This window comes from Stenotrophomonas sp. STK17_22 (assembly GCF_051983905.1).
Taxonomy (GTDB): domain Bacteria; phylum Pseudomonadota; class Gammaproteobacteria; order Xanthomonadales; family Xanthomonadaceae; genus Stenotrophomonas; species Stenotrophomonas maltophilia_A.
Genome location: NZ_CP197010.1, coordinates 2,028,772 through 2,049,929 on the forward strand (window position 1 = coordinate 2,028,772; position 21,158 = coordinate 2,049,929).

Sequence of the window (21,158 nt, forward strand, 5' to 3'; positions counted from 1 at the left end):
CCCGCCTGTGACCGACGGCCAGTGACGAGCAGCGTAGTCGCAGCAGGGCGCAGGTTCAATTGCACTGGCTGGGTTCGGGCAGGAGGTGTTCGGCCATGAAATCGACAAACGCGCGTACACGCGGCTGCTGATGGCGATGGCTTGGCCAGAGGGCCCAGAAGGTGCTGCGCTCGGTGCTCCATGGGTCCAGGACGCTGACGAGTTCACCGCGGTCCAGCGCATCACGCGTGGCGAAGTCGGGCAGGCACGCAATGCCATGGCCATCAATGGCCATGTGCAGGATCGTCTCAAGATGATTGGCGGTCATTGCGGCAGTCAGTCGCAGCTCGGTGCCTCCCTCATGCGTGGGCAGTGGCCAACGTTCGATCAGGCCGGTGCCGGGAAAGCGATGGAGAAGGCACGCGTGGCCGCTCAGATCATCCGGGTGCTGTGGCGTGCCGCGCTTGGCGAAGTACGCAGGGGCGCCCACACAGAGCAGGCGGGCACTGCCGAGGTTGCGGCCGTGCAGCCTGGAGTCGGCGGGGTTGCCCGTGCGGACAACGGCGTCGAAGCCCTCCTCGATGACATCGACAAGACGGTCGCTGAAGTGCAGGTCGAGTTCGATGGCGGGAAAGCGGTGCGCAAAGGCCGATAGCACCGGCAGCATCAGTCCGCTGGCGAGTGGAAGACTGACCTTCAGGCGACCGCTGGGCGCGGCCTGGGCGTCGGTCAGCTCGCGCTCCGCTGCGGCGACCTCGGTCATGATGCGACGGCAGCGTTCAAGGAACTGCTCGCCTTCGGCAGTCAGGCTGACGCTTCGGGTATTGCGATTCAGCAGGCGGGCGCCCAGACGCTCTTCCAGCCGGGCAATGGTCTTGCTTGCCGCCGAAGGGGTGATGCCACGCTGTCGTGCTGCGGCCGCGAAGCTGCGTGCCTCGGCGACCAGAACGAAGAGGCTGAGACCGGCAAAGCTGTCCATGACATGGCCATTGATGACGTTCATGTCATTAAAGCACGGACACAACGATGGATTCTTAGGCGATAGCGTCGTCGATAGCATCAATGCGGTGGCGCCTGGCCACGCTGGAGCTTCATCGACATGTCTGTTGCCTCTGCTGAGACGGCCGGATCATCACGCTTTGGAGTGGTGCTGGCGGGCTGCCTGACGGCGCTCACCATTCCCTTGAGCATTGCCAGCCCCGCCGTGGGCATTCCCGCCATCCGGGACGCGCTGGGCGGTTCGCCTGCGGCGTTGTCCTGGATCATCAACGCTTATCTGTTGACCTACGGCTGCACCACGCTGGTGGCCGGTGGGCTGGCCGATCTGCATGGCAGGCGCCGGATCTGGCTTCTGGGCGGCGCGTCGTTTGCGCTCGTCACCGGCCTGGTCCCCTTGATGCCCGATGTGGCGTGGATCAATGCACTGCGACTGCTTCAGGGGATGGCGGCGTCGGCTGCGTTTGCCGGTGCGATGGCGTCGCTGGCGCAGGTGTTCGACGGCCAGGCGCGGGCTAGGGTGTTCAGCCTGATCGGCACCACCTTTGGTGCAGGAGCCGCAGGCGGTCCGCTGCTGGCAGGCGGATTGATCGATGCGCTGGGCTGGGAATGGGTGTTCTTCCTGCCTGCGTTGCTGGCCGCCCTGACCGTACCGTTGGTCGCCCTGTCATCCGTCGAATCGAAGAGCACCGGTTCGCCACGCCTGGATTGGCTGGGCGCCGTCACCTTCATGCTGGCGCTGGGGGCACTCACCTACGCCATGATCGTGCTGCCGGAACGCGGCCTGTTGCATCCGCAGACGCTGGTACTGCTGGCGCTCTCGATGGTGTTGCTGGCCGCGTTCATTGCCGTCGAGCGCTCCCATCGAACACCGCTGCTGGATCTCGGGCTGTTCCGCAACCGGCGCTTTGTCGGCGTGCAGATTCTCGCCGCTGCCCCCGCGTTCTCGTACGTCGTTCTTCTGGTGGTGCTGCCGGCGGGGTTCATCGGTGTTGAAGGGCTGCGGCCCACCGAGGCTGGACTGGCGATGGCAGCACTGTCTGCGCCATTGCTGGTTGTTCCCCTGGTTGCGGGTCACCTGCTGCGCTGGATTCCGGCGCGGACGCTGTGTTGTGCGGGCCTGTTGATCGGCGCGCTTGGGCTGGCATGGCTGGCGCAGGTGTTCCAGCTACCTTCTGTGCGCTGGATGCCGATGCTGGTCATCGGGATCGGCATCGGTCTGCCTTGGGGGATCATGGATGGCCTGGCGGTCAGCGTGGTTGGCAAAGAGCAGGCAGGCATGGCCGCGGGCATCTTCAACGCAATGCGACTGGCAGGCGATTCCATTGCCCTCGCGCTTGTCGGCATCATGCTCTCATCCCGCATTGGTGGGAGTATGGCGCTTGAGGCCAGCGTCGTGGCCCGTGCCGCCGTGCACAGGCTGTCCATGGGCGACCTTGGCGGAGCGGTGGAGGCATTGCCCGGCGTTTCGAGAACGGCGCTGGCCCAGGCATACATGGAGTCCGTCCGTGGCCAGCTGTTTGTCCTGGCGATGGCGACCGTGCTGACCGCCATCGTGCTTGGGTACCTGTTACGCGAAGAGGGTGAGCCTGGCCTGTGCAGGCGCGGTCAGTAGCGCGGGTCGGCGATGGCCGGCAGCACCAGTTCGCGCACGAAGCCGGACGGTGACAACTGCAGCAACGCGCGCACCATCGCAACGACGTCGTGCACCGGCACCAGCTCGCCGTCGCCGCGCGCTGCGGCCTCGGCCACCGGCACTGACAGTGCATCGTCGGTGTTGAGGTAGCCCAGCTGCAGGCTGGTCACCGCCAGGCGGCGATCGCGGAAGCCCTCGCGCAGTGCATCGGCGATGCCGTTGAGCGCGAACTTGGATGCGCCGAACGCCACTTCCGGGCGGCCGCTGCGTGGCAGTGCCGAGGTCGAGCCGGTCAGCACCAGCTGCGGGCGTGGCGCGCCCAGCACCCGCGGCAGCAGGCGCTGCAGCAGCACCAGGGTGGCGGTGATGTTGACGTCGACCAGTTGGGTGAGCGCGGCATCGGTTTCGTCGAGGAAGGCGTACTCGTCGCTGAAGGCGGTCTGTTCCCAGATGCCCAGGTTGTGGATCAGCACATCCAGATCGGCAGGTGCCTGTGCTGCGATGTGGTCGGCAGCCACGGTCGGCTGGGACAGATCGGCTTCGATCCACTGCAGGGTGACGCCCTCGGGGCATTCAATATCGCGCGGTCGGTTGCGTGAAACGCCGATGACGGTGTCGCCTGCACTGCACAGGCCTTCCACGAACGCCCGACCGAGGCCCCTGCTGGCGCCGATGACCATCAATTTCATGTTGCTTCCTTGTTGTACTGCGGCGGCCTCAGTCGGCCGCCAGAACGGTGTCCCAATCGGCGAACGCACGCAGGCCGCTGCGTTCGGCGGTAATGATCGAGGCGGTGTTGTCGAGCTGGCAACGGTACTGCGGCTGCAGCCCCGCCGTCTGTGCGGACACGGCCATGGCGTGTACCAGCTGGCGCGCGTGCCCGCGACCGCGGGCCTCGGGCAGGGTCAGCACGCCCATGTCGGCCAGGGCCGGATCCAGGCTCCACGGGTACATGCTCCCCGCGGCAACCAGCCGCTCGCCATCGAAGGCGCCGAACACCTGCCAGTGGTCCAGCTCGACCCAGGCGGCATCCAGATCCTCCTCGCTCGCGCTGGCCTGGAACCCGTCGAACACGCCTGCGTCGGCCGGGCCAAGACGGCGGATATGTGGCGGTGCAGGGCGCTCGGCCAGGGCCGCAAGTTCTGCGGCGGGGAAGTAGAAGATACGATCCGCGCCATGCGTGCGCTGGCCGAGCTGCTGCAGGCGCAGTTGCAGCTGCGGGAGCGTCCAGTGCGGCTGCGCGTGCAGTTGCAGGCGAGCGGCCAGGGCCGGGCGCAGCAGTGCGCGCGCGGGGCCCACGACCGGCTGCAGCAGCATGCCGTCCTCGCCCTCATCGAAATCATCGCTGCACGCCAACTGCAGCAGTGGATCATCCTGCAGCATGCGCTGCCCGGAGAACACGCTGCGCCAGGTCGCATCGATCAACGGGGCAAACACATCATCCATGACCGGTGTCTCGCTCAGTGCCGGGGCAGGTCCACCTGCAGGCCGGCGGCCTTCCATTCGGGGTAACCGGCGGCGAGCCGCTGCGCGGTCAGTCCGGCCTCGCGCAGCATCGCCACCGCATCGTTGGACAGCACGCAGTAGGGACCGCGGCAGTACGCGACAATGTGGACGGCACGCGGCAGTTCGTCCATCCGTGCACGCAGTTCCGTAACGGGAATGTTCAGCGCGCCGGGCAGGTGGCCCAGATCGAATTCCTCACGCGGCCGCACATCCAGCAGCACCACGCTGCCGCGTTGTTCCAGCAACTGCTCGACAGTCAGACCTTCCAGAGCATCGCGGCGCTGCAGGCTATCGTGGATCACACCGTGCATCTCGCTGCGCTGGTGGTCGGCATAGTCGCGCAGCGCGGCCAGCAGGTTGCCCAGCGGACCCTCACCACTGCGGTAGAGGATGCGCTTGCCATCGCGTCGGGTCTGAACCAGGCCGGCACGGCGCAGCTGCTGCAGATGCTGGGAGGTATTGGCCACCGACAGTCCGGTCAGTTCGGCCAGGCGCTCCACTGCGCGCTCGCCCTGGGCGATGTGCTCCAGCAGGGCCAGGCGATGGGCGTGGCCGAGCGTGCGGGCGATCTCGGCCAGGGCCTCCAGCGGTGAGGGTGGCGGCTCGGTTGCGGTGTTCATGGCCGGCACGCTAGCATCGCTCTATCATTCAAGCAAATAATTGAAGGTATGCGATATGGCTGGCCTGGCGACATTCGTGATGGATGTGGTGGTAATCGGCGTGGGCGCAACCGCGGTGATGGATCTGTGGGCCCTGCTACAGCGACGGTTGCTCGGCATTCCCTCGCTGGATTTCGCGATGGTGGGCCGCTGGCTGGGGCATCTGCCGCGCGGGCGCTTCCGCCACGATGGCATCGGCCGCTCGGCGGTGGTCAGTGGCGAGCGCGCGCTGGGTTGGACCGCGCATTACGTGATCGGTGTGGTCTTCGCCGCGTTGCTGCTGGCCGTGGTGGGGAACGGTTGGGTGCAGGCGCCGACACTGTGGCCGGCGCTGGCCTTCGGCATCCTCAGCGTCGCTGCACCGTTCCTCATCCTGCAGCCGGGCATGGGCGCGGGCATTGCCGCTTCAAAGACCCCGGCGCCGGGCAAGGCGCGCCTGCGCAGCCTGGTGGCGCACAGTGTGTTCGGCCTGGGCATGTACCTTTCCGCGTTGTTGTTGGCTGCGGTCCATGCAGGATGAGCGAGAATCCGTGGGGTCACCGGCAACAGGAACACCTCGGCATGGAAGCACCCAAACCCATCACTGATGACATGCCGCTGCCGTGGGCGTGGCAGGACGCATTGGCCGATGCGCGCATCGAGCGGCAATCGATCGGTGTGTCGCGTGCGGATGTTGCCCGCGTGCATCGGCCGGGCCAGGCCGATGCTTTCCTGAAGTCGGAAGTGATCGACGCCTTCAGTGAGCTGGGCGATGAGATCGCACGCCTGCGTTGGCTGCAGGCACAGGGACAACCGGTGCCAACGGTGATTGCCACTGCCGAAGAGGCGGGCCGGCGCTGGTTGCTGATGAGCGCGCTGCCTGGCCGCGACCTGGCCTCGTCGCCGGAGCTCGCGCCGCAGCAGCTGGTGGAGCTGCTGGCCGACGCGCTACGCGAGCTGCATGCGTTGCCGGTGGCAGCCTGTCCGTTCGACCAGCGACTGGCGTCGCGCGTGCAGGTCGCGCAGGCCCGCATTGAAGCGGGCCTGGTGGATGCCGATGATTTCGATGACGAACGCCTGGGGCAGAGTCCGCAGCAGGTCTTCGCCGAACTGTGCAGCACCCGGCCCGACCATGAAGACCTGGTGGTCAGCCATGGCGATGCGTGCCTGCCGAATCTGATGGTGGCCGAGGGCCGCTTCAGTGGTTTCATCGACTGTGGCCGGCTGGGTGTGGCCGACCGCTACCAGGACCTGGCGCTGGCCGCGCGCAGCCTGGTCCACAACTTCGGCGACACGCGTTGGGTCGCGCCGTTGTTCCAACGCTACGGTGCGGTGGCCGACGAGCGCCGGCTGGCGTTCTACCGGTTGCTCGACGAGTTCTTCTGAGCCCGCGCATGGCTGGCGATGGCCGCGCAGATCAGGCCACCGACCACGCTCAGGTGTTCCAGCGCGAAGAACAGGGCCAGCTGCTGTTCGGCGCCGTGCTTGTTCCAGAAGGTATGCACGATGACGATGGTCAGCAGCATGAACACCGCCAGCGCGCCGCTGCCCAGCCAGAGCAGGCGATCGAGCAGCAGGCACAGTGCGCCGCCCAGCAGCACCACGGCGCTGGCGATGTTGAACAGCACAGGTGGTTGCAATCCGGCGGCCTGCATTTCGGCCACGCTGTTGTCCCACGCCAGCAGCTTGGCCAGGCCCGAGGACAGGAACACCACGGCCAGCAACAGCCGCGCGAGGAACCACAGCACGCGGCTGTCGAGCAGGGTGATGATCATCCGTGGCATGCAGGAACTCCGGCTTGAGCGTGGGACAGGCCGCGCAGTATCGGGCCTCAACCGCAGTTGAGGTCAAGGCTGGCTGAACGGAGCCCGGCGTTGGCCGGATTGCCAGCTTCTAATTGGACGAACGTTCGTTCACTATTTGCGCCATGAACCGAGCCGACCGCAACGAGCAACGCATCGCGCAGATCCTGCAGGCCGCCCTGCAGTGCTTCCTCGTGAAGGGATTCCACCAGACCAGCATGCGTGACATCGCGCAGGCGGCCGGCGTCAGCCTGGGCAATCTCTACAACCACTTCCCGGGCAAGGAGGCGATCATCCTTGCGGTGGCGGTGGCCGAGAGCGAAGAACTGGCACCGTTGCTGCAGCGACTGGCCGCGTCCGATGGCGAACGCACACAGGTGATGGCCTTCCTGCAGGACTTCCATGCACTGTGCCGGCAGCCGGAGTGGGCAACACTTGCAGTGGAGGTGCTGGCCGAGAGTGCACGCAATCCGGCCGTGGCCGAGGCCTTCGCGGCCAATCGCAGGCAATTGCAGGCGACGCTGGCCGAAGCCCTGCAGCAGATGGCACAGCGCGAACGTCGGCGTCCCGTACTGGCGCCGGCACTGCAGGCGCAGGTGCTGCTGGATGCCATCGAAAGCGATGCGCTGCGTCGGGGGCTGGGCGAAGCCGAGGGCACCGATGAAGCATCGCTGGATCTTGGCCTGCTCGCGCTGCTGCTCGGGGCACGCGCATGAATGCTGCTGACCGGCGGTTGCACGGTCTGGACTTGGCGCGTTACCTGGCACTGGCCGGCATGGTGCTGGTGAATTTCCGTCTGGCGATGGCCGTGCCGGCAGAGGGTGAGGGTTGGCTGGCAGGGTTCTTCCATCTGCTGGAAGGCAAGGCTTCGGCGACGTTCGTTACGCTGGCCGGCTTGGGCCTGGTGCTGGCCACGCAGCGGCAAGGGTGGTGGCCGGCCAGCGTGCAGACCTGGAGGCGCGCGCTGTTCCTGATGGTGCTGGGCCTGCTCAACCTGACCCTGTTCCCGGCCGATATCCTGCACTACTACGCGGTGTATTTCGCGTTGGCAGTGCTGTGGCTGCGTGCCTCGCCGCGGGTGTTGCTGGCCAGCATCGTGGGCCTGGCGGCCTGTTCGTTCTGGGCGTTGCTGCACTGGGACTACAGCCAGGGATGGAACTGGCAGACGCTGGAATACACCGGTCTGTGGCAATGGCCGGGCGCGGCCCGCAACCTGCTGTTCAATGGCTTCCACCCGTTGATGCCGTGGCTGTGCTTCTTCCTGCTGGGCATGCTGCTGGCGCGCCTTCAGTTGTCGCAGCCGCGGGTGCAGCATGCATTGCTGGTGCTGGGGCTGCTGCTGATCGGCGCCGGTCATGGCGTGCAGCATCTTGCGCACGGAACGCCCTGGCAGGCGTGGCTGGGAACGCAGCCGATGCCGCCGGGACCCGCCTACGTGCTTACTGGTGCGGGCGCGGCCTGCAGTGTCATCGCCGCCTGCCTGTGGCTGACGCGTGTACGCCCGGGCGACTGGCTGGAGCCGTTCACCGCGGCCGGGCGCATGACCCTGACCCTGTATGTGGGTCACATCCTGCTGGGCATGGGCACGCTGGAAAGCCTGGGCCTGCTCGATGGCCGTGCATCGCTGGCGTCGGTGCTGTTGTGGGCGCTGCTGTTCCTGATGCTGGCGACCGCTGCGGCGTGGCTGTGGTCATGGCAGTTCGCGCGCGGTCCGCTGGAGGCGGTGATGCGCCGTATTGCAGGCTAGTTCTCTGGTCGTGCCGAGGTGATGTTGTGACGGACATGTCTGTGTCGTGGCGAGCGCATCTGCGATAGTGGCGGCAGGTAACACTTTCCGCTTGCATCCATGTCATTCGCTTCGGCGCAGCATCTCGGCGAAGTCCTGCAACAATCCTATGGCATCACCCCCACCGCCGTGGTGCCACGCCCGGTGGGCGCCGACGCCAATGCCAGCGTGTATCGCGTCGATGCGCGGCACGGGCAGTGGTGGTTGAAATGCCGCACCTACCAGGTCGACCCATCGGTGTGGGACAGCCTGCACTGGATGCGCGGCACGTTGGGTATCGATGAGATCGTCGCGCCGTGGCCGGCACTGACCGGTGGTGCGTCGGTGCAACGTTGGGGATTGCAGTTCACCCTGTTCCCTTATGTGGAAGGCCAGTCCGGGTTCGAGGCAGCGTTGAGCCGCACGCAGTGGAAACGGCTGGGTCAGGTGCTGCGGCGCCTGCACGGCGCGCAGCTGCCACCGGAACTGCAGCAGGCGTTGCCGATCGTGCGGCTTGAAACGGCGGCGCTGGAGACCGTTGGGCAATGGCTGGCCGGCGAGGGCCTGGCGGCCGCGAAGGACGGGCTGGGCCGCGCATTCGTTTCGGTATGGGACCAGCAGCACGCGCGCATCACAGCGCTGCACGCACAGGCACGGGAACTGCTCGCGGCCTTGCAGGACGTGCCGGTAGACCTGCACCTGTGCCACACCGATCTGCATGCCGGCAACCTGCTGATGGGCAATGACGGGGGCCTGCACCTGATTGATTGGGATGGCCTGTCGCTGGCACCGCGCGAGCGCGACCTGATGTTCATCGGTGCGGCGGTTGGCGGGCGCTGGGGGCGCGAGAATCCGCTGGGCTTCGAGGACGGCTACGGCAGCGACCGCGGCGATCCGCGCTGGATCGCCTGGTACCGGCACTGGCGCATCCTGCAGGATCTGATCGAGTTCCAGCAGGTGCTGCTGGGCAGCGATGGTGAGGAGCGCTCGCCGCAACTGCGCCGGCAGTCGCTGCATTACCTGGGCGAGCAGTTCGCGCCGGGCAATGTGTTCGATGCGGCGGAGCGGGTGTATCGCGCGCTGTAAATGCCTGTCACCTGCCATCGATGAAGCGTCGCGCTGCACGCGATGAGTCGAGCATGGCTCGACTCTACAGTTACGCTCGGCGGCTCTTCGGGCCGCCATCGTTGATCAGGTGCAGGAATCATCCACGCGTGGCGTGGCTCTACTCGGCGGGCTTGGCCGCTGCAGAGGCCGCTGCGCTCGCGGCGCGGCGCGACAACACGGCCTCGCGATGGGCAATGTAGGCGTTGGCGGCGAGGATGATGCCGGCACCGATGATCGTCCAGCGGTCAACCGTTTCGTTGAACAGCAGCCAGCCGAACAGCGTTACCAGCGGCAACTGCAGGAAGCTGATCGGAGTCAGCGCGGAGACTTCGCCCAGGCGCAGCGCACGTGTCCACAGCAGCTGGCCGATGGTGCCAAGCACGCCGGTGGCCAGCAGCCACAACCACGCCACGCCGGTCGGCCAGACCCAGACGAACACGGCCGGCACCAACGACAATGGCACCCAGAACACGTAGGTGTAGAGCACTACGGTATCGGCACTGTCGATGCGGGTGAGCTGCTTGATCTGGATCGCCACCAGCGAACTGAGCACGGCCGCACCCACCGCCACCAGGCTGCCCGCAGTAAAACCGGCGGTGCCGGGACGCACGATCACCAGCACGCCGATGAAGCCGACAACCACCGCCGCCCAGCGGCGCACGCGAACGGTCTCGCCCAGCCACAGCACGGCGGCGATGGTGACGAACAGCGGCGTGGAGTAGGAGAGCGACACCGCCTGCGCCAACGGCAGGTGGCCCAGTGCCCAGAAGGCGCACAGCATCGAACCCAGGCCGATCGCACTGCGCACGAAGTAGCGCGGCAGCTGCTGGGTTTTCAGCGGCGCGTGGCCTGGCCGCAGCAGCATCGGCAGCAACGCCAGCAGGCCGAAGGCGTTGCGGAAGAACGCCACTTCCTGGGTGGGCACGTAGCGCGTGGCATAGCGGATCGCCACGGCCATCAGGCCGAAGGCCATCGTGCTGCCGAGCATCAGCAGCGCCGCCCGCATCGGGGTGGCGCTGGGGGAGAGGGCGGGGGTGTTCACCACTGCGCGCCGAGCAGGCGGGGCTCCGGTTCGATTGGCACGCCGAACTTCTCCAGCACGGAAGCAGAGATGCGTCGCGCCAGCGCCAGCAGTTCAGCGCCGGTGGCGTTGCCGTGGTTGACCAGCACCAGTGCGTGGCTCGGCGCCACGCCAGCATCGCCTTCGCGGAAGCCCTTCCAGCCGCAGGACTCGATCATCCAGGCCGCCGAGACCTTGCGCTTGCCGTCCTGGTCGGACGGGAACACCGGCAGCTCGGGGAAGTGCTGCAGCAGCACGTCGACCTGTTCCAGCGGCAGCACCGGGTTCTTGAAGAAGCTGCCGGCGTTGCCCAGTACATCCGGGTCGGGCAGCTTGCGGCGGCGGATCGCGATCACCGCATTGGCCACGTCCACCGCGCTGGGCAATTCCACACCCTGTGCCTGTAGTTCCTCGCGGATGCCGGCGTAGTCCATGCGCAGGTCATGCAGCAGTGGCAGCTTCAGTTCGATGGCGGTGATCAGGTAGCGGTCCATCTGCTGCTTGAACACGCTGTCGCGGTAGGCGAAACCACATTGTTCGTTGTCCAGCCGCACCCAGGCCTGTTCCTGGCAGTCCCAGGCTTCAACGGCCTGGATGAACTCGCCGACCTGCGCGCCGTAGGCGCCGATGTTCTGGATCGGCGCGGCACCGGCGGTGCCGGGAATCAGGGCCAGGTTCTCCAGGCCGGACAGGCCTTCCTGCAGCGACCACATCACCAGGCCGTGCCACGGCACACCGGCACCGGCGCGGATCACGGCATGGTCTGCGCGATGCTCGAGGAAGCTGATGTCACGGTTGCCGAACACCAGCACGGTGCCCGGCAGGTCCTCGGCGATCAGCACATTGCTGCCGGCACCCAGCACCAGCAGCGGGCCGATGGCCACTTCGGGCAATGCCAGCACTTCCGGCAGCAGCGTGGGATCGTGCAGTTCCAGCAGCTGAGCGGCGCTGGCCTGCACATGGAAGGTGTTCAGCGCCTGCAGCGGCGCATTGCGGGTGAGCGTCCAGCGCAGCGGGGCGTTGCCGTCGACGGTATCCATGGGCGCGCTCACAGTGGGGCCACCGCGCCGCGGCTCGGCGCTTCGCGGCGGCGACGGATCGCCTCCACGCATTCGGAGACGAGGGCCGGGCCACGGAAGATCAGGCCGCTGTAGCACTGCACCAGGGCCGCACCAGCAGCCATCTTGGCCACGGCGTCGGCACCGGACAGGATGCCGCCGACCCCGATCAACGGCACCGACTCGGGCAGCCGCGAACGCAGGCGGCGCAGTACCAGGGTGGACTGCTCCAGCACCGGCGCGCCGGACAGGCCGCCGGCCTCGTTGGCCAGCGGGTCGCCGGCCACCTTGCTGTGGTCGATGGTGGTGTTGGTGGCGATCACGCCGTCCACCTGCAGTTCGCCCAGCACGCGGGCAGCAGCATCGATGTCGCGCTCGCTCAGGTCGGGCGCCACCTTGACCAGCATCGGCACGCGGCGACCGTGGCGGGCCGCGAGATCTTCCTGGCGGTCGCGCAACTGGCTGACCAGCTGGCGCAGCGCGGTTTCTTCCTGCAGTTCACGCAGGCCGGCGGTGTTGGGCGAGGAAATGTTGACAGTGATGTAGTCGGCCAGCGGGTACACCTTGTCCAGGCAGGCGATGTAATCGTCCACGGCCTGTTCGTTCGGGGTGTCCTTGTTCTTGCCGATGTTGATGCCGAGCAGGCCGCGGCGGTTGCGCGCGCGCTCGACGTTGCGCACCAGCGCGTCCACGCCCGCATTGTTGAAGCCCATGCGGTTGATGATCGCGTTGTGTTCCGGCAGGCGGAACAGGCGCGGCTGCGGATTGCCGGCCTGCGGGCGCGGCGTGATGGTGCCGATTTCGACGAAGCCGAAACCCAGCGCGAACAGCGCATCAATGTGCTCGCCATTCTTGTCCAGGCCGGCGGCCAGGCCGACCGGATTGGGGAAGGTCAACCCGAACACCGTGCTGGGCATCGGCGCGATGCGTGCGGCCAGCAGCGGCGTGGTGCCGGTGCGGTAGGCCAGGTCCAATGCGGACAGGCCAAGGCCGTGGGCGCGCTCGGCGTCGAGCGAGAACAGGAAGGGGCGGGCAAGCGAATACATGCGTCGGTTCAGTCCAGCGTGCCGAGGAAGGCTCGGGTTCGATATTCAAAAGCGACCTGGCCGTCGACCGCGTGGGCGGCGAACAGGTCCTGCAGAGCGTCGATCATCGGCGCGTGACGCGGATGACCGGCTTGCGGGGCATAGGAGGAGGACAGCAGGCGCCCGCGCAGGGCATCGAAGTCCAGGTGCTGCACGTTCGGCAGCTCGACCATGCCGCGCAGGCCGGGGCCGAACCAGGCCTGCATGGTGGCATCGTCCTGGTAGCGCTCGGCCACGGCGGAGTAGTCGGTGCCGTAATCCAGCAGCAGCTGTTCGTAGCCGACCAGGAACGGACTGGCATCGAGCAGGCGCGAATTCCAGTAGATCAGTGCCTGGCCACCCGGACGCAGGATGCGCTGCCACTCGGCGCGCACCGCCACGGTGTCGAACCAGTGGAAGGCCTGCGCGACACTGACCAGATCGATGCTGGTGTCGTCCAGTGTGGTGGCCTCGGCGCGGCCGTCGACCGCGCGGAACTGCGGGTACTGCGGTGCCAGCCATTGCTCGGCCGCGCCCCGCATGGCGGCATTGGGTTCAACCGCGACTACCGGATGGCCGTTGGCCAGGAACTGGCGGCTGGAAATACCGGTACCGGCGCCGATGTCGGCGACCAGCGCCTCGCGGCTGACGCCCATCGGGCCGTGCAGCCATTCCAGCAGCGCGGGTGGGTAATCGGGCCGGTAGCGGACGTAATCGGCGACGCGGCTGCTGAAGCGTTCAGTGCTGTCGGAGGCGGTCATGGCAGTCAGTTCGACATCGCAGCGAGCCAGGCCAGGCCGCCGAAGAACAGGATGAAGACCAGGATGGCGGCGATCACGGCGCCGACCATTACCCAGCCCAGCACCAGGCCGGTGACGGCCAGGCCATCGCCTTCCAGTTCATGCGGGCGGCGGCGGATTTCGGCGCGGGCCATGTGGCCGGTGATGATGGCCACGATGCTGGCCACGAAGGGCAGGACGGTCCAGCTGGCGATGCCCATGACCAGGCTGACCACGGCCAGGGCGCTTGTCTGTCGGGGTGCCACGCTCATCGGGGTCCTCCTTGGCAGTGTGCACATGATAGTGCCTCTGCCCGGGCAATCCCATGCCCGGCGGATGCGATGGTGGGCGTCGACCTTGGCAGACGAAGGGCATTCCAGCCAGGTGGGCGTCGACCTTGGTCGACGAAAGGCATGCCAGCCACGGTAGGCGTCGACCTTGGTCGACGAAAGGCATTCCAGCCGTGGTAGGCGTCGACCTTGGTCGACGAAAGGCATTCCAGCTGTGGTAGACGTCGACCTTGGTCGACGAAAGGCATGCCAACCAAGGTTGGCAACTACCGGAGTGCCGGTGTCAGCCCATCAACACCTGGCCACCATCCACGTTGAGCACATGGCCGGTGATCCAGCGCGCCAGCGGCGAGCACAGGAACAGGGCGGCATCGGCAATCTCACGCGGGTGGCCGAAGCGGCCGAACGGAATCTTCGCCAGCGTGCCGTGGTACAGCGCCGGGTCTTCGGTGCGGCGGCGGTCCCAGAGGCCGTCATCGAACTCGATCGAGCCCGGTGCGATGGCATTGACCCGGATCCGGTCCTTGGCCAGCGCGAGGGCCTGCGAGGTGGTGTAGTGCGACAGCGCGGCCTTGGCGGCGGCGTAGGGCGCACCACCGGGACGCGGCTGCTGTGCGGCAATCGAAGATAGATTGAGAATGCAGGCGTCGCTGGATGCGCGCAGCCAAGGCAGGGCCAGGCGCGATGCACGCACGGCCGCCATCAGGTCGATCTGCAGGCTGGCGGCCCAGCCGTCCTCGTCGTCGGCCATGCCGTAGCCAGTGGCGTTGTTGACCAGCACATCGATGCCACCGAGTGCATCGGCGGCGGCCTGCAGCCAGGCCTGGATCTGGCCGGGGTCGGCCAGATCGGCGGAGAACGTGTGAAGTTCGTAGCCCTGCACCCGTGCATCGGCACGCAGGGCATCCAGACCGGCCTGGCCGCGCGCGCAGACCGAGACCTGCGCACCAGCGCCGGCAAACGCCAGTGCCATTTCACGGCCAATGCCCTTGCTGCCGCCGGCGATCAGCACGCGGCGGCCGGTGAAATCAATCACCGGCTTGCCAGCCTGAAGAGCCGAGCCATGCTCGGCTGCATTACCTGCGGTGTTCATGGCGCATCCTGCCGAGCATGGCTCGGCACTACAGAAAGCGTTACAGGTCGAACTTGATGCCCTGGGCCAGCGGCAGCGAATCCGAATAGTTGATGGTGTTGGTCTGGCGGCGCATGTAGACCTTCCATGCATCCGAGCCGGACTCGCGACCACCGCCGGTGTCCTTCTCGCCACCGAAGGCGCCGCCGATCTCCGCACCGGACGTGCCGATGTTGATGTTGGCGATGCCGCAGTCGCTGCCGGCCGCCGACAGGAACTTCTCGGCGGTCTTCAGGTTCTGGGTGAAGATCGAGGACGACAGGCCCTGCGGCACGCCGTTCTGCATGTCGATGGCTTCGTCGATGCTGTCGTACGGCATCACGTAAAGGATAGGCGCGAAGGTTTCGTGCTGGACCACGGCGTCGCTGTTCTTCAGGCCCGAGACGATCGCCGGCAGCACGAAGTTGCCGGCGCGGTCGATGCGGGTGCCGCCGGTTTCGATGGTGCCGCCGGCCGCCTTGGCCTGGGCGATGGCATCGAGGAACTGCTGCACGGCGCCATCGCTGTTCAGCGGGCCCATCAGGTTGGCGGCGTCGGTCGGGTCGCCGATCTTGCCTTCCACCTGCTTGTAGGCCTTGACCAGCGTGGCCAGCACGTCGGCATAGATCGAGCGGTGCACGATCAGGCGGCGGGTGGTGGTGCAGCGCTGGCCGGCGGTACCGACCGCGCCGAACACGATGCCCGGCACGGCCAGCTTCAGGTCGGCGGTTTCGTCCAGGATGATGGCGTTGTTGCCACCCAGCTCCAGCAGGCAGCGGCCCAGGCGGCGCGCGACCTTCTCATTGACGGTGCGGCCAACCTGGGTCGAGCCGGTGAAGCTGATCAGCGGCACACGGCGGTCATCGACCATCTTCTCCGACAGCGCGGTGCCGGCATCGTTGATCAGGAAGAAGATGTCCGGGAAGCCGGCTTCGCGCAGGGCGTCGTTGCAGATCTTCAGCGAGGCGATGGCGGTCAGCGGCGTCTTGTTGGACGGCTTCCAGATGCACACGTCGCCGCAGATGGCGGCCAGGAACGAGTTCCAGCTCCATACCGCGACCGGGAAGTTGAAGGCCGAGATGATGCCGACCAGGCCCAGCGGGTGGTACTGCTCGTACATGCGGTGGCCGGGGCGCTCGGAATGCATGGTGTAGCCGTACAGCATGCGGCTCTGGCCCACGGCGAAATCGGCGATGTCGATCATCTCCTGCACTTCGCCATCGCCTTCCGGCTTGCTCTTGCCCATTTCCAGGGCGACCAGCGAACCCAGGGCGTCCTTGTGCTTGCGCAGTGCTTCGCCGCACAGGCGCACGGCTTCACCGCGGCGCGGGGCCGGCGTGGTGCGCCAGACCTTGAAGGCTTCCTGGGCGCGAGCGACGACGGTTTCGTACTCGGCCTCGGTGGTCGCGCGGACCTGCGCGATCGGCTCGCCGGTGGTCGGGTTGACCGGGGTGATCAGCTCACCGCTGGTCGCGCTCGACCACTCCCCGTTGCCCAGGTACGTGCCAGCGTTGATCGCGTCCAGGCCAAGGGACTTGAGCAGCTCGGAAGACATGCAGACTCCTGTGTTTCGTTACGTTGTTTGGCGCCATCGCGGGCAGGTGGGGGACGCGATGAACAGAACCGCCGATGGTAGCAGAGGGAGGTTGCTGGGCTTTGGTGCGGTGCGGGGTGGCGTGGGACGTCAAAGAATCGACGTTGAGCCCGTTGGGAAGGTTCAGGTTTGACGTGAAATGACCCATTTTGATACAAATTGACACATTTAAAATTCGTAATAGTTGCAATGACTTACACCTTGGTAAGGTCGTACGGTCAGGTGTCTGCCCTGTCGAAATTCCTATCTTTTGGCCGAGACATCATTCACAATTCAGTCACGCCCGATTGACAAACCTTTGACAATCACGTGCTGGCTGGGGAGTCCATGCGCGTGAAGACGAACAATTCAGCGTTCGGTCGAGTCGTGAATGGAGAAGTGCTTTGCTACATGGATCAGTAGAAGACCTCCCCGCAGCGCGGGCCCGGGCAGGCCGCCGCCGCGTCGAGGCCCGGGCGGCCCTTGAGTTGGGGTTGCGCCTGGGCGATCTGTTGCTGCTGCCGGGCATGGCGGTGCTCTCCCACATTCTGCTGAACGGAGCAGGCGCGCCGGACTCCTCCCAGCGCATCGTGTTCGGCGCGGTGATCCTCAGCGCCATCGTCTGCTTCTCTGTAGCGCCGATGTACCGCAACTGGCGGATCCGTGGCCTTCTGGCTGATCTCTGGCTGTTGTTGCTGGCCTGGTCCGGCACCTTCGCGTTGTTCTCGCTCTATGTCGTCCTGGTCGGACTTGCCGATGCGGTCCCCTCTACCTGGCTGATTGGCTGGTATGCCTTTGGCCTGGGCTCAATGGCGGTGCTGCGCGTATTGCTGAGGGTGCAGTTGCACCGCCTGCGCTCGCGCGGGATGGATCATGAGCGGATCCTGCTGGTCGGGCTGCGGGCGCCTGCCTTGAGGCTGCACCGTCTGCTGCGTGGGAAACCAGAGCTGGGCAAGGAAGTCGTTGGCTACTTCGCGAGCGCAGGCGATATCGCCACCCGTCGTGGCGGTGATGCGCCGCGGAGGCTGGGTATGCTGGCCGAGGTCCCGCAGTACATGGACCAGCATCGGGGTGAGTTCGACCAGGTCTGGGTGTCGATGCCGATGGGGCACGCGGCCGCGATCAAGGACATGCTCAAGCAGATCGAGCGATTTCCGGTGCCGGTGCGCCTGATTCCGGATACCACGGGGCTGGGTGCGTTGAATCCCGGCGTACACCAAGTGGGTGACGTGCCGATGATCGGCGTGCGCCAGGGTCTGGTGGATCATCGCTTCCGCCTGTTCAAGCGGGTTGAGGACATCGTTGTGGCAGGCATTGCGGTGATCCTTCTGGCGCCGCTGTTTGCCGTGCTGGCCATCGGCGTGAAGCTGAGTTCGCCGGGGCCGGTGCTTTTCCGGCAGAAGCGTCACGGACTGGGCGGCAAGGAATTCTGGATGCTCAAGTTCCGCTCCATGCGTGTGCATGCAGAGGGCGCGGGGCAGATCACCCAGGCAACGCGCGGTGATCCGCGCGTCACGCGGTTTGGCGCCTTCCTGCGCCGCAGCAGCCTGGACGAGCTGCCGCAGTTCTTCAATGTACTGGGTGGGAACATGTCCGTGGTGGGGCCGCGACCGCACGCGATCCAGCACAACAACCACTACGAGCGGGTGATCGAACGCTACATGCACCGCCACTACGTCAAGCCGGGAATCACAGGCTGGGCGCAGGTGCACGGATTGCGTGGCGAGACCCCGGAGCTGCGCTCGATGAAGAAGCGCGTGCAGTACGACATCGACTACATCCGACGCTGGAGCCCGACGCTGGACGTGCGGATCATTGCGCTGACAGCCTTGAAGGTGCTGGGTCAGAAATCGGCGTACTAGGGTGATCGATTTCTGGAACTGCGACGTAATTCCATGAATCTGTTGGCGATTTCATCGCCTGTAGTGTGCTTGTAAGGTATGCTGTGCGGCTGCCGCCGGCCCCGGATGTTCTGGTCGCGTGCGCTGCAAGGAATGCCACAGGATCCAGGTCAGTGTTCAAGAACGTTCTTTTTGTATGTGTCGGCAACATCTGCCGCAGTCCCTCCGCAGAAGTGATGCTGCGCCAGGCGGTCGAGGGCAAGGGGATCCAGGTGTTCTCCGCTGGTCTCGGTGCGCTGGTTGGGCATGGCATTGATGCTACGGCGCAGGAGTTGCTGGTGGAGCAGGGCATGGATGGCCTGGGACATCGCGCGCGCCAGATCGATGACGCCATCCTGGGAGCCGCTGATCTGGTGCTTACCATGGAGCGCAAGCACGTGCGCCGCATCGCCGAAATCGCGCCGCAGGCGTCCGGGAAAACCTTCCTGCTGGGCAAATGGCAGCAGGATCGGGAGATTCCCGATCCATACCGCCAACAACGCCCGGCGTTCGAGCATGTTTACAAGTTAATGGCCGAGGGTGTGGAGAGTTGGGTGCGTCATCTTTGATTGCTGCCCGCTCCGATCACCCGGCCCGTAAAACCCTGAATTCAAGAGCTCTGAATAATGACCACTGAAACCCGTTCCACCGCGCAGGACGATACTGGCGAGATTGATCTGCGGCAGTTCCTGGGCACGCTGGTTGACCGCAAGTGGTGGATTGGAGGCATAACAGGCCTGTTTCTCATTGTTTCGGTCGGTTACGCATTCCTGGCAACCCCGGTGTATCGAGCCGATGCGATCGTACAAGTTGAGTCTAAGGTTCCGAGCCTTCCTGGCTTGACGGATATCAGTCAGTCGCTGGGCATGGGGATGGGGTCAGCGGAGGCGACCACTGAGATCGCCTTGATCGGTTCGCGAGCGGTCGTCGGCAGTGCTGTCGACGCGCTGAAGCTGGATGTTGAAGTCGAACCCAATCGATTTCCTCTGATTGGGGGTTATCTGGCTCGGCGGGCAGAACGTTCCGAGCCGGACGTGCTCGCAGACGTCTGGTTCGGAATGAGCCGGTATGGTTGGGGTGGGGAGAAGCTGGACATCTTCCAGCTGGACGTGCCGCGTACTCTTCTTGCTCGCCCCTTGACGCTGGTCGCTGGTGAGGGTGGCTCCTATGAACTCTTTGACGAAGATGACAACCTGCTTCTCAGGGGGCACGTTGGCAAGGTCGCGGCCGCCAAGGGCATTACAGCACAGATTGCAGAGTTTCGGGCGCACCCGGGAATGCGTTTCGAGGTCACCCGTCAGCGGCATTTGACTGTCGTGAATGACCTGCAGACGAAGATCATGGTCAGTGAATCGGGTAAGGATTCGGGAATCCTGACGCTGGCCTACGAGAATTCAGATCCCGATATAGCCCGCGGATTCCTGCAGCAGGTTGCGCAGGCCTATGTCCGACAGAATGTCGAGCGAAACTCGGCGGAGGCATCTGCCCAGCTTGCGTTCGTGAAAGAGCAGCTGCCGAATGTCCGTAACCAGGTCGACGTGGCGCAGAAGTCTCTCAGTGCGTACCAGACGAAGGCGAACTCGGTCGATCTCACGCTTCAGACGAAGGGCCTGCTCGATCAGGCTGTAGCAGTTGAGACCAGCATCCAGCAGTTGCGTCTGCAGCAGGCTGAAATGGATCGCAAGTTCACCCGGGATCACCCGGCCTACCAGGCACTTATGCGCCAGATTGGTGAGCTGGAGGGACGAAAGAACGGATTCCAGGGCCAGGTGAAGCAGTTGCCGGAGGCTCAGCAGGAACTGCTGCGGCTGACCCGCGATCTGCAGGTAAGCAACGAGATCTACACTGGCATGCTGAACCAGGCGCAGCAGCTTGACGTTGCCCGCGCTGGCACAGTCGGCAACGTTCGAATTGTTGACGGGGCGGAAGTCGATGCGACGACGCCAGTGAAGCCTCGCAAGGCCATCGTTGTGCTTGTTGGAACGCTTCTGGGGCTCGCTCTGTCCGTTGGCTTGGTGCTGCTGAGGCAGCTGCTGAACCGAGGCGTTGAGGATCCCTCGCAGATTGAAGAGCTCGGCCTGCCTGTCTATGCGTCGATTCCGGTCAGTGCGCAGCAGCAGAGTGATTCGGTTCGGGGCAAGTTCCGCGCGGACGGCAACCTTCATCTGCTTGCAGTAAAGGCTCCCGCGGACCTGGCAGTGGAGGCGGTCCGCAGTCTGCGCACCAGTCTTCATTTCGCCCGCCTGGAAGCGAAGAACAATATTGTCTTGATTTCTGGTGCCAGCCCGAACGCAGGCAAGACCTTCGTTTCGTCCAACCTTGCCGCTGTAATTGCGCAGGCAGGCCAGAAAGTGCTGATCATCGATGCGGACATGCGCAAAGGGACCTTGCACAAGGCGTTGGGGGTACCCCAAACGCCGGGGCTGTCTGACCTTCTTGTCGGAAAGGCGCAGATGTCCGAAGTTCTCCGTGCGCTGCCGGGTGTCGAGAATCTCAGCTTCATCGCGCGCGGAGATGTGCCTCCGAATCCGTCTGAGCTGCTGATGCATTCGAACTTCACGCGCGTGCTGGAGTCGGTGGCGGGCCAATACGATCTGGTGATCATCGATACGCCGCCGATTCTGGCGGTGACCGATGCGGCGATCATTGCTCACCATGCAGGTACCTGTCTGATGGTTGCGCGCTTCGGTCTGAATCAGGCCAAGGAGCTGGCGCTGGCAAAGCGGCGGTTCGAGCAGAACAACGTTCGAATCAAGGGCGCCATCTTCAATGCTGTCCAGCGGCGTGCGACGGGCTACTACAGCTACGGCTACTACGAGTACAAGTCCGCGGACTGAGGCCAAGGCTATGGTAAGTGCAGCTGATCCGGGCAAGGTGAAGCGCTGCAGGAAGTACGATGCTTGCCCCGCACGCG

21 protein-coding genes are annotated in these 21,158 nt (G+C 65.4%); 9 read left to right on the forward strand and 12 right to left on the reverse strand.

All coding sequences use genetic code 11. The features are described from left to right. Positions 1-55: 55 nt before the first annotated feature. A complete protein-coding gene (locus ACSYS9_RS09410) occupies positions 56-982 on the reverse strand; it encodes a LysR substrate-binding domain-containing protein (RefSeq protein ID WP_428992376.1) in 927 nt (308 codons plus the stop codon). 96 nt (positions 983-1,078) lie between these two features. Between ACSYS9_RS09410 and ACSYS9_RS09415 the strand changes: the two genes are divergently transcribed. Further along, positions 1,079-2,590 (forward strand): MFS transporter, encoded by a 1,512-nt coding sequence (locus ACSYS9_RS09415; protein ID WP_071228928.1) that lies wholly within the window; start codon positions 1,079-1,081, stop codon positions 2,588-2,590. Here the strand turns inward: ACSYS9_RS09415 and ACSYS9_RS09420 are convergent. The 3 genes from ACSYS9_RS09420 to ACSYS9_RS09430 are packed head-to-tail and all read right to left on the reverse strand — an operon-like array spanning position 2,584 to position 4,737. Further along, a complete protein-coding gene (locus tag ACSYS9_RS09420) occupies positions 2,584-3,300 on the reverse strand; it encodes an SDR family NAD(P)-dependent oxidoreductase (protein ID WP_071228927.1) in 717 nt (238 codons plus the stop codon). The two genes, ACSYS9_RS09415 and ACSYS9_RS09420, sit on opposite strands and share 7 nt — an antisense overlap. Before the next feature lie 28 nt (positions 3,301-3,328). Continuing rightward, on the reverse strand, positions 3,329-4,057 hold the full coding sequence (locus tag ACSYS9_RS09425) for a GNAT family N-acetyltransferase (protein WP_071228926.1): 729 nt from the start codon (positions 4,055-4,057) through the stop codon (positions 3,329-3,331). A gap of 14 nt (positions 4,058-4,071) precedes the next feature. Beyond that, a complete protein-coding gene (locus ACSYS9_RS09430) occupies positions 4,072-4,737 on the reverse strand; it encodes an ArsR/SmtB family transcription factor (RefSeq protein ID WP_071228925.1) in 666 nt (221 codons plus the stop codon). A 55-nt stretch (positions 4,738-4,792) separates the two neighbouring features. Here ACSYS9_RS09430 and ACSYS9_RS09435 point away from each other — a divergent pair, with 55 nt between their 5' ends. Both ACSYS9_RS09435 and ACSYS9_RS09440 read left to right on the forward strand, forming a co-directional pair. After that, the gene (locus ACSYS9_RS09435) at positions 4,793-5,296 is read left to right on the forward strand and encodes a DUF2938 domain-containing protein (RefSeq protein WP_071228924.1); all 504 of its coding nucleotides are present in this window, start codon (positions 4,793-4,795) and stop codon (positions 5,294-5,296) included. 41 nt (positions 5,297-5,337) lie between these two features. Then, complete coding sequence (locus tag ACSYS9_RS09440) at positions 5,338-6,141, forward strand: APH(3')-II family aminoglycoside O-phosphotransferase (protein WP_071228923.1); 804 nt, start codon at positions 5,338-5,340, stop codon at positions 6,139-6,141. Here ACSYS9_RS09440 and ACSYS9_RS09445 read toward each other — a convergent pair. Then, positions 6,114-6,539 carry a DoxX family protein gene (locus ACSYS9_RS09445; protein WP_049421317.1) on the reverse strand — a complete coding sequence of 142 codons (426 nt, stop codon included), beginning with the start codon at positions 6,537-6,539 and terminating at the stop codon, positions 6,114-6,116. The genes ACSYS9_RS09440 and ACSYS9_RS09445 overlap by 28 nt on opposite strands. A gap of 143 nt (positions 6,540-6,682) precedes the next feature. Here ACSYS9_RS09445 and ACSYS9_RS09450 point away from each other — a divergent pair, with 143 nt between their 5' ends. The 3 genes from ACSYS9_RS09450 (at position 6,683) to ACSYS9_RS09460 (ending at position 9,408) form a co-directional block, all read left to right on the forward strand. Further along, the gene (locus ACSYS9_RS09450) at positions 6,683-7,273 is read left to right on the forward strand and encodes a TetR/AcrR family transcriptional regulator (protein WP_071228922.1); all 591 of its coding nucleotides are present in this window, start codon (positions 6,683-6,685) and stop codon (positions 7,271-7,273) included. Beyond that, positions 7,270-8,304, forward strand: a complete 1,035-nt coding sequence (locus ACSYS9_RS09455) for a DUF418 domain-containing protein (RefSeq protein ID WP_071228921.1) — start codon at positions 7,270-7,272, stop codon at positions 8,302-8,304. The genes ACSYS9_RS09450 and ACSYS9_RS09455 overlap by 4 nt, the downstream gene beginning before the upstream one ends. 99 nt (positions 8,305-8,403) lie before the next feature. Then, entirely contained in the window at positions 8,404-9,408 is a 1,005-nt protein-coding gene (locus tag ACSYS9_RS09460; RefSeq protein WP_071228920.1) for an aminoglycoside phosphotransferase family protein, read from the forward strand. 139 nt (positions 9,409-9,547) lie between these two features. Here the strand turns inward: ACSYS9_RS09460 and ACSYS9_RS09465 are convergent, their stop codons facing one another. From ACSYS9_RS09465 to amaB, 7 genes are all read right to left on the reverse strand, one after another. After that, positions 9,548-10,435, reverse strand: a complete 888-nt coding sequence (locus tag ACSYS9_RS09465; protein ID WP_071228919.1) for a DMT family transporter — start codon at positions 10,433-10,435, stop codon at positions 9,548-9,550. A 32-nt stretch (positions 10,436-10,467) separates the two neighbouring features. Continuing rightward, positions 10,468-11,529: a UDP-N-acetylmuramate dehydrogenase gene (gene murB / locus ACSYS9_RS09470; RefSeq protein WP_071228988.1), complete on the reverse strand. Its 1,062-nt coding sequence runs from the start codon at positions 11,527-11,529 to the stop codon at positions 10,468-10,470. Positions 11,530-11,537: 8 nt separating this feature from the next. Next, the gene (locus ACSYS9_RS09475) at positions 11,538-12,593 is read right to left on the reverse strand and encodes a quinone-dependent dihydroorotate dehydrogenase (RefSeq protein ID WP_032127499.1); all 1,056 of its coding nucleotides are present in this window, start codon (positions 12,591-12,593) and stop codon (positions 11,538-11,540) included. 8 nt (positions 12,594-12,601) lie between these two features. After that, complete coding sequence (locus ACSYS9_RS09480) at positions 12,602-13,372, reverse strand: class I SAM-dependent methyltransferase (RefSeq protein WP_071228918.1); 771 nt, start codon at positions 13,370-13,372, stop codon at positions 12,602-12,604. 5 nt (positions 13,373-13,377) lie between these two features. Then, on the reverse strand, positions 13,378-13,662 hold the full coding sequence (locus ACSYS9_RS09485; protein WP_010484694.1) for a DUF4190 domain-containing protein: 285 nt from the start codon (positions 13,660-13,662) through the stop codon (positions 13,378-13,380). A gap of 301 nt (positions 13,663-13,963) precedes the next feature. Further along, a complete protein-coding gene (locus tag ACSYS9_RS09490; RefSeq protein WP_071228917.1) occupies positions 13,964-14,773 on the reverse strand; it encodes an SDR family NAD(P)-dependent oxidoreductase in 810 nt (269 codons plus the stop codon). Between the two features lie 40 nt (positions 14,774-14,813). Continuing rightward, on the reverse strand, positions 14,814-16,346 hold the full coding sequence (amaB, locus tag ACSYS9_RS09495; RefSeq protein WP_049398541.1) for an L-piperidine-6-carboxylate dehydrogenase: 1,533 nt from the start codon (positions 16,344-16,346) through the stop codon (positions 14,814-14,816). Positions 16,347-16,876: 530 nt separating this feature from the next. Here amaB and ACSYS9_RS09500 point away from each other — a divergent pair. From ACSYS9_RS09500 to ACSYS9_RS09510, 3 genes are all read left to right on the forward strand, one after another. Continuing rightward, entirely contained in the window at positions 16,877-18,226 is a 1,350-nt protein-coding gene (locus ACSYS9_RS09500; protein WP_440569102.1) for an undecaprenyl-phosphate glucose phosphotransferase, read from the forward strand. Positions 18,227-18,378: 152 nt separating this feature from the next. Next, positions 18,379-18,813 carry a low molecular weight protein-tyrosine-phosphatase gene (locus ACSYS9_RS09505; RefSeq protein WP_071228915.1) on the forward strand — a complete coding sequence of 145 codons (435 nt, stop codon included), beginning with the start codon at positions 18,379-18,381 and terminating at the stop codon, positions 18,811-18,813. A 57-nt stretch (positions 18,814-18,870) separates the two neighbouring features. After that, entirely contained in the window at positions 18,871-21,081 is a 2,211-nt protein-coding gene (locus tag ACSYS9_RS09510) for a polysaccharide biosynthesis tyrosine autokinase (protein WP_071228914.1), read from the forward strand. Positions 21,082-21,158 lie beyond the last annotated feature (77 nt).

Excerpts from the sequence above, each read along its gene's own strand:
- ACSYS9_RS09410 (WP_428992376.1), bottom strand. The coding sequence starts at position 982 with ATGAACGTCATCAATGGCCATGTCATGGACAGCTTTGCCGGTCTCAGC.
- ACSYS9_RS09415 (WP_071228928.1), top strand. The coding sequence starts at position 1,079 with ATGTCTGTTGCCTCTGCTGAGACGGCCGGATCATCACGCTTTGGAGTG.
- ACSYS9_RS09420 (WP_071228927.1), bottom strand. The coding sequence starts at position 3,300 with ATGAAATTGATGGTCATCGGCGCCAGCAGGGGCCTCGGTCGGGCGTTC.
- ACSYS9_RS09425 (WP_071228926.1), bottom strand. The coding sequence starts at position 4,057 with ATGGATGATGTGTTTGCCCCGTTGATCGATGCGACCTGGCGCAGCGTG.
- ACSYS9_RS09430 (WP_071228925.1), bottom strand. The coding sequence starts at position 4,737 with ATGAACACCGCAACCGAGCCGCCACCCTCACCGCTGGAGGCCCTGGCC.
- ACSYS9_RS09435 (WP_071228924.1), top strand. The coding sequence starts at position 4,793 with ATGGCTGGCCTGGCGACATTCGTGATGGATGTGGTGGTAATCGGCGTG.
- ACSYS9_RS09440 (WP_071228923.1), top strand. The coding sequence starts at position 5,338 with ATGGAAGCACCCAAACCCATCACTGATGACATGCCGCTGCCGTGGGCG.
- ACSYS9_RS09445 (WP_049421317.1), bottom strand. The coding sequence starts at position 6,539 with ATGCCACGGATGATCATCACCCTGCTCGACAGCCGCGTGCTGTGGTTC.
- ACSYS9_RS09450 (WP_071228922.1), top strand. The coding sequence starts at position 6,683 with ATGAACCGAGCCGACCGCAACGAGCAACGCATCGCGCAGATCCTGCAG.
- ACSYS9_RS09455 (WP_071228921.1), top strand. The coding sequence starts at position 7,270 with ATGAATGCTGCTGACCGGCGGTTGCACGGTCTGGACTTGGCGCGTTAC.
- ACSYS9_RS09460 (WP_071228920.1), top strand. The coding sequence starts at position 8,404 with ATGTCATTCGCTTCGGCGCAGCATCTCGGCGAAGTCCTGCAACAATCC.
- ACSYS9_RS09465 (WP_071228919.1), bottom strand. The coding sequence starts at position 10,435 with ATGCGGGCGGCGCTGCTGATGCTCGGCAGCACGATGGCCTTCGGCCTG.
- murB (WP_071228988.1), bottom strand. The coding sequence starts at position 11,529 with ATGGATACCGTCGACGGCAACGCCCCGCTGCGCTGGACGCTCACCCGC.
- ACSYS9_RS09475 (WP_032127499.1), bottom strand. The coding sequence starts at position 12,593 with ATGTATTCGCTTGCCCGCCCCTTCCTGTTCTCGCTCGACGCCGAGCGC.
- ACSYS9_RS09480 (WP_071228918.1), bottom strand. The coding sequence starts at position 13,372 with ATGACCGCCTCCGACAGCACTGAACGCTTCAGCAGCCGCGTCGCCGAT.
- ACSYS9_RS09485 (WP_010484694.1), bottom strand. The coding sequence starts at position 13,662 with ATGAGCGTGGCACCCCGACAGACAAGCGCCCTGGCCGTGGTCAGCCTG.
- ACSYS9_RS09490 (WP_071228917.1), bottom strand. The coding sequence starts at position 14,773 with ATGAACACCGCAGGTAATGCAGCCGAGCATGGCTCGGCTCTTCAGGCT.
- amaB (WP_049398541.1), bottom strand. The coding sequence starts at position 16,346 with ATGTCTTCCGAGCTGCTCAAGTCCCTTGGCCTGGACGCGATCAACGCT.
- ACSYS9_RS09510 (WP_071228914.1), top strand. The coding sequence starts at position 18,871 with ATGACCACTGAAACCCGTTCCACCGCGCAGGACGATACTGGCGAGATT.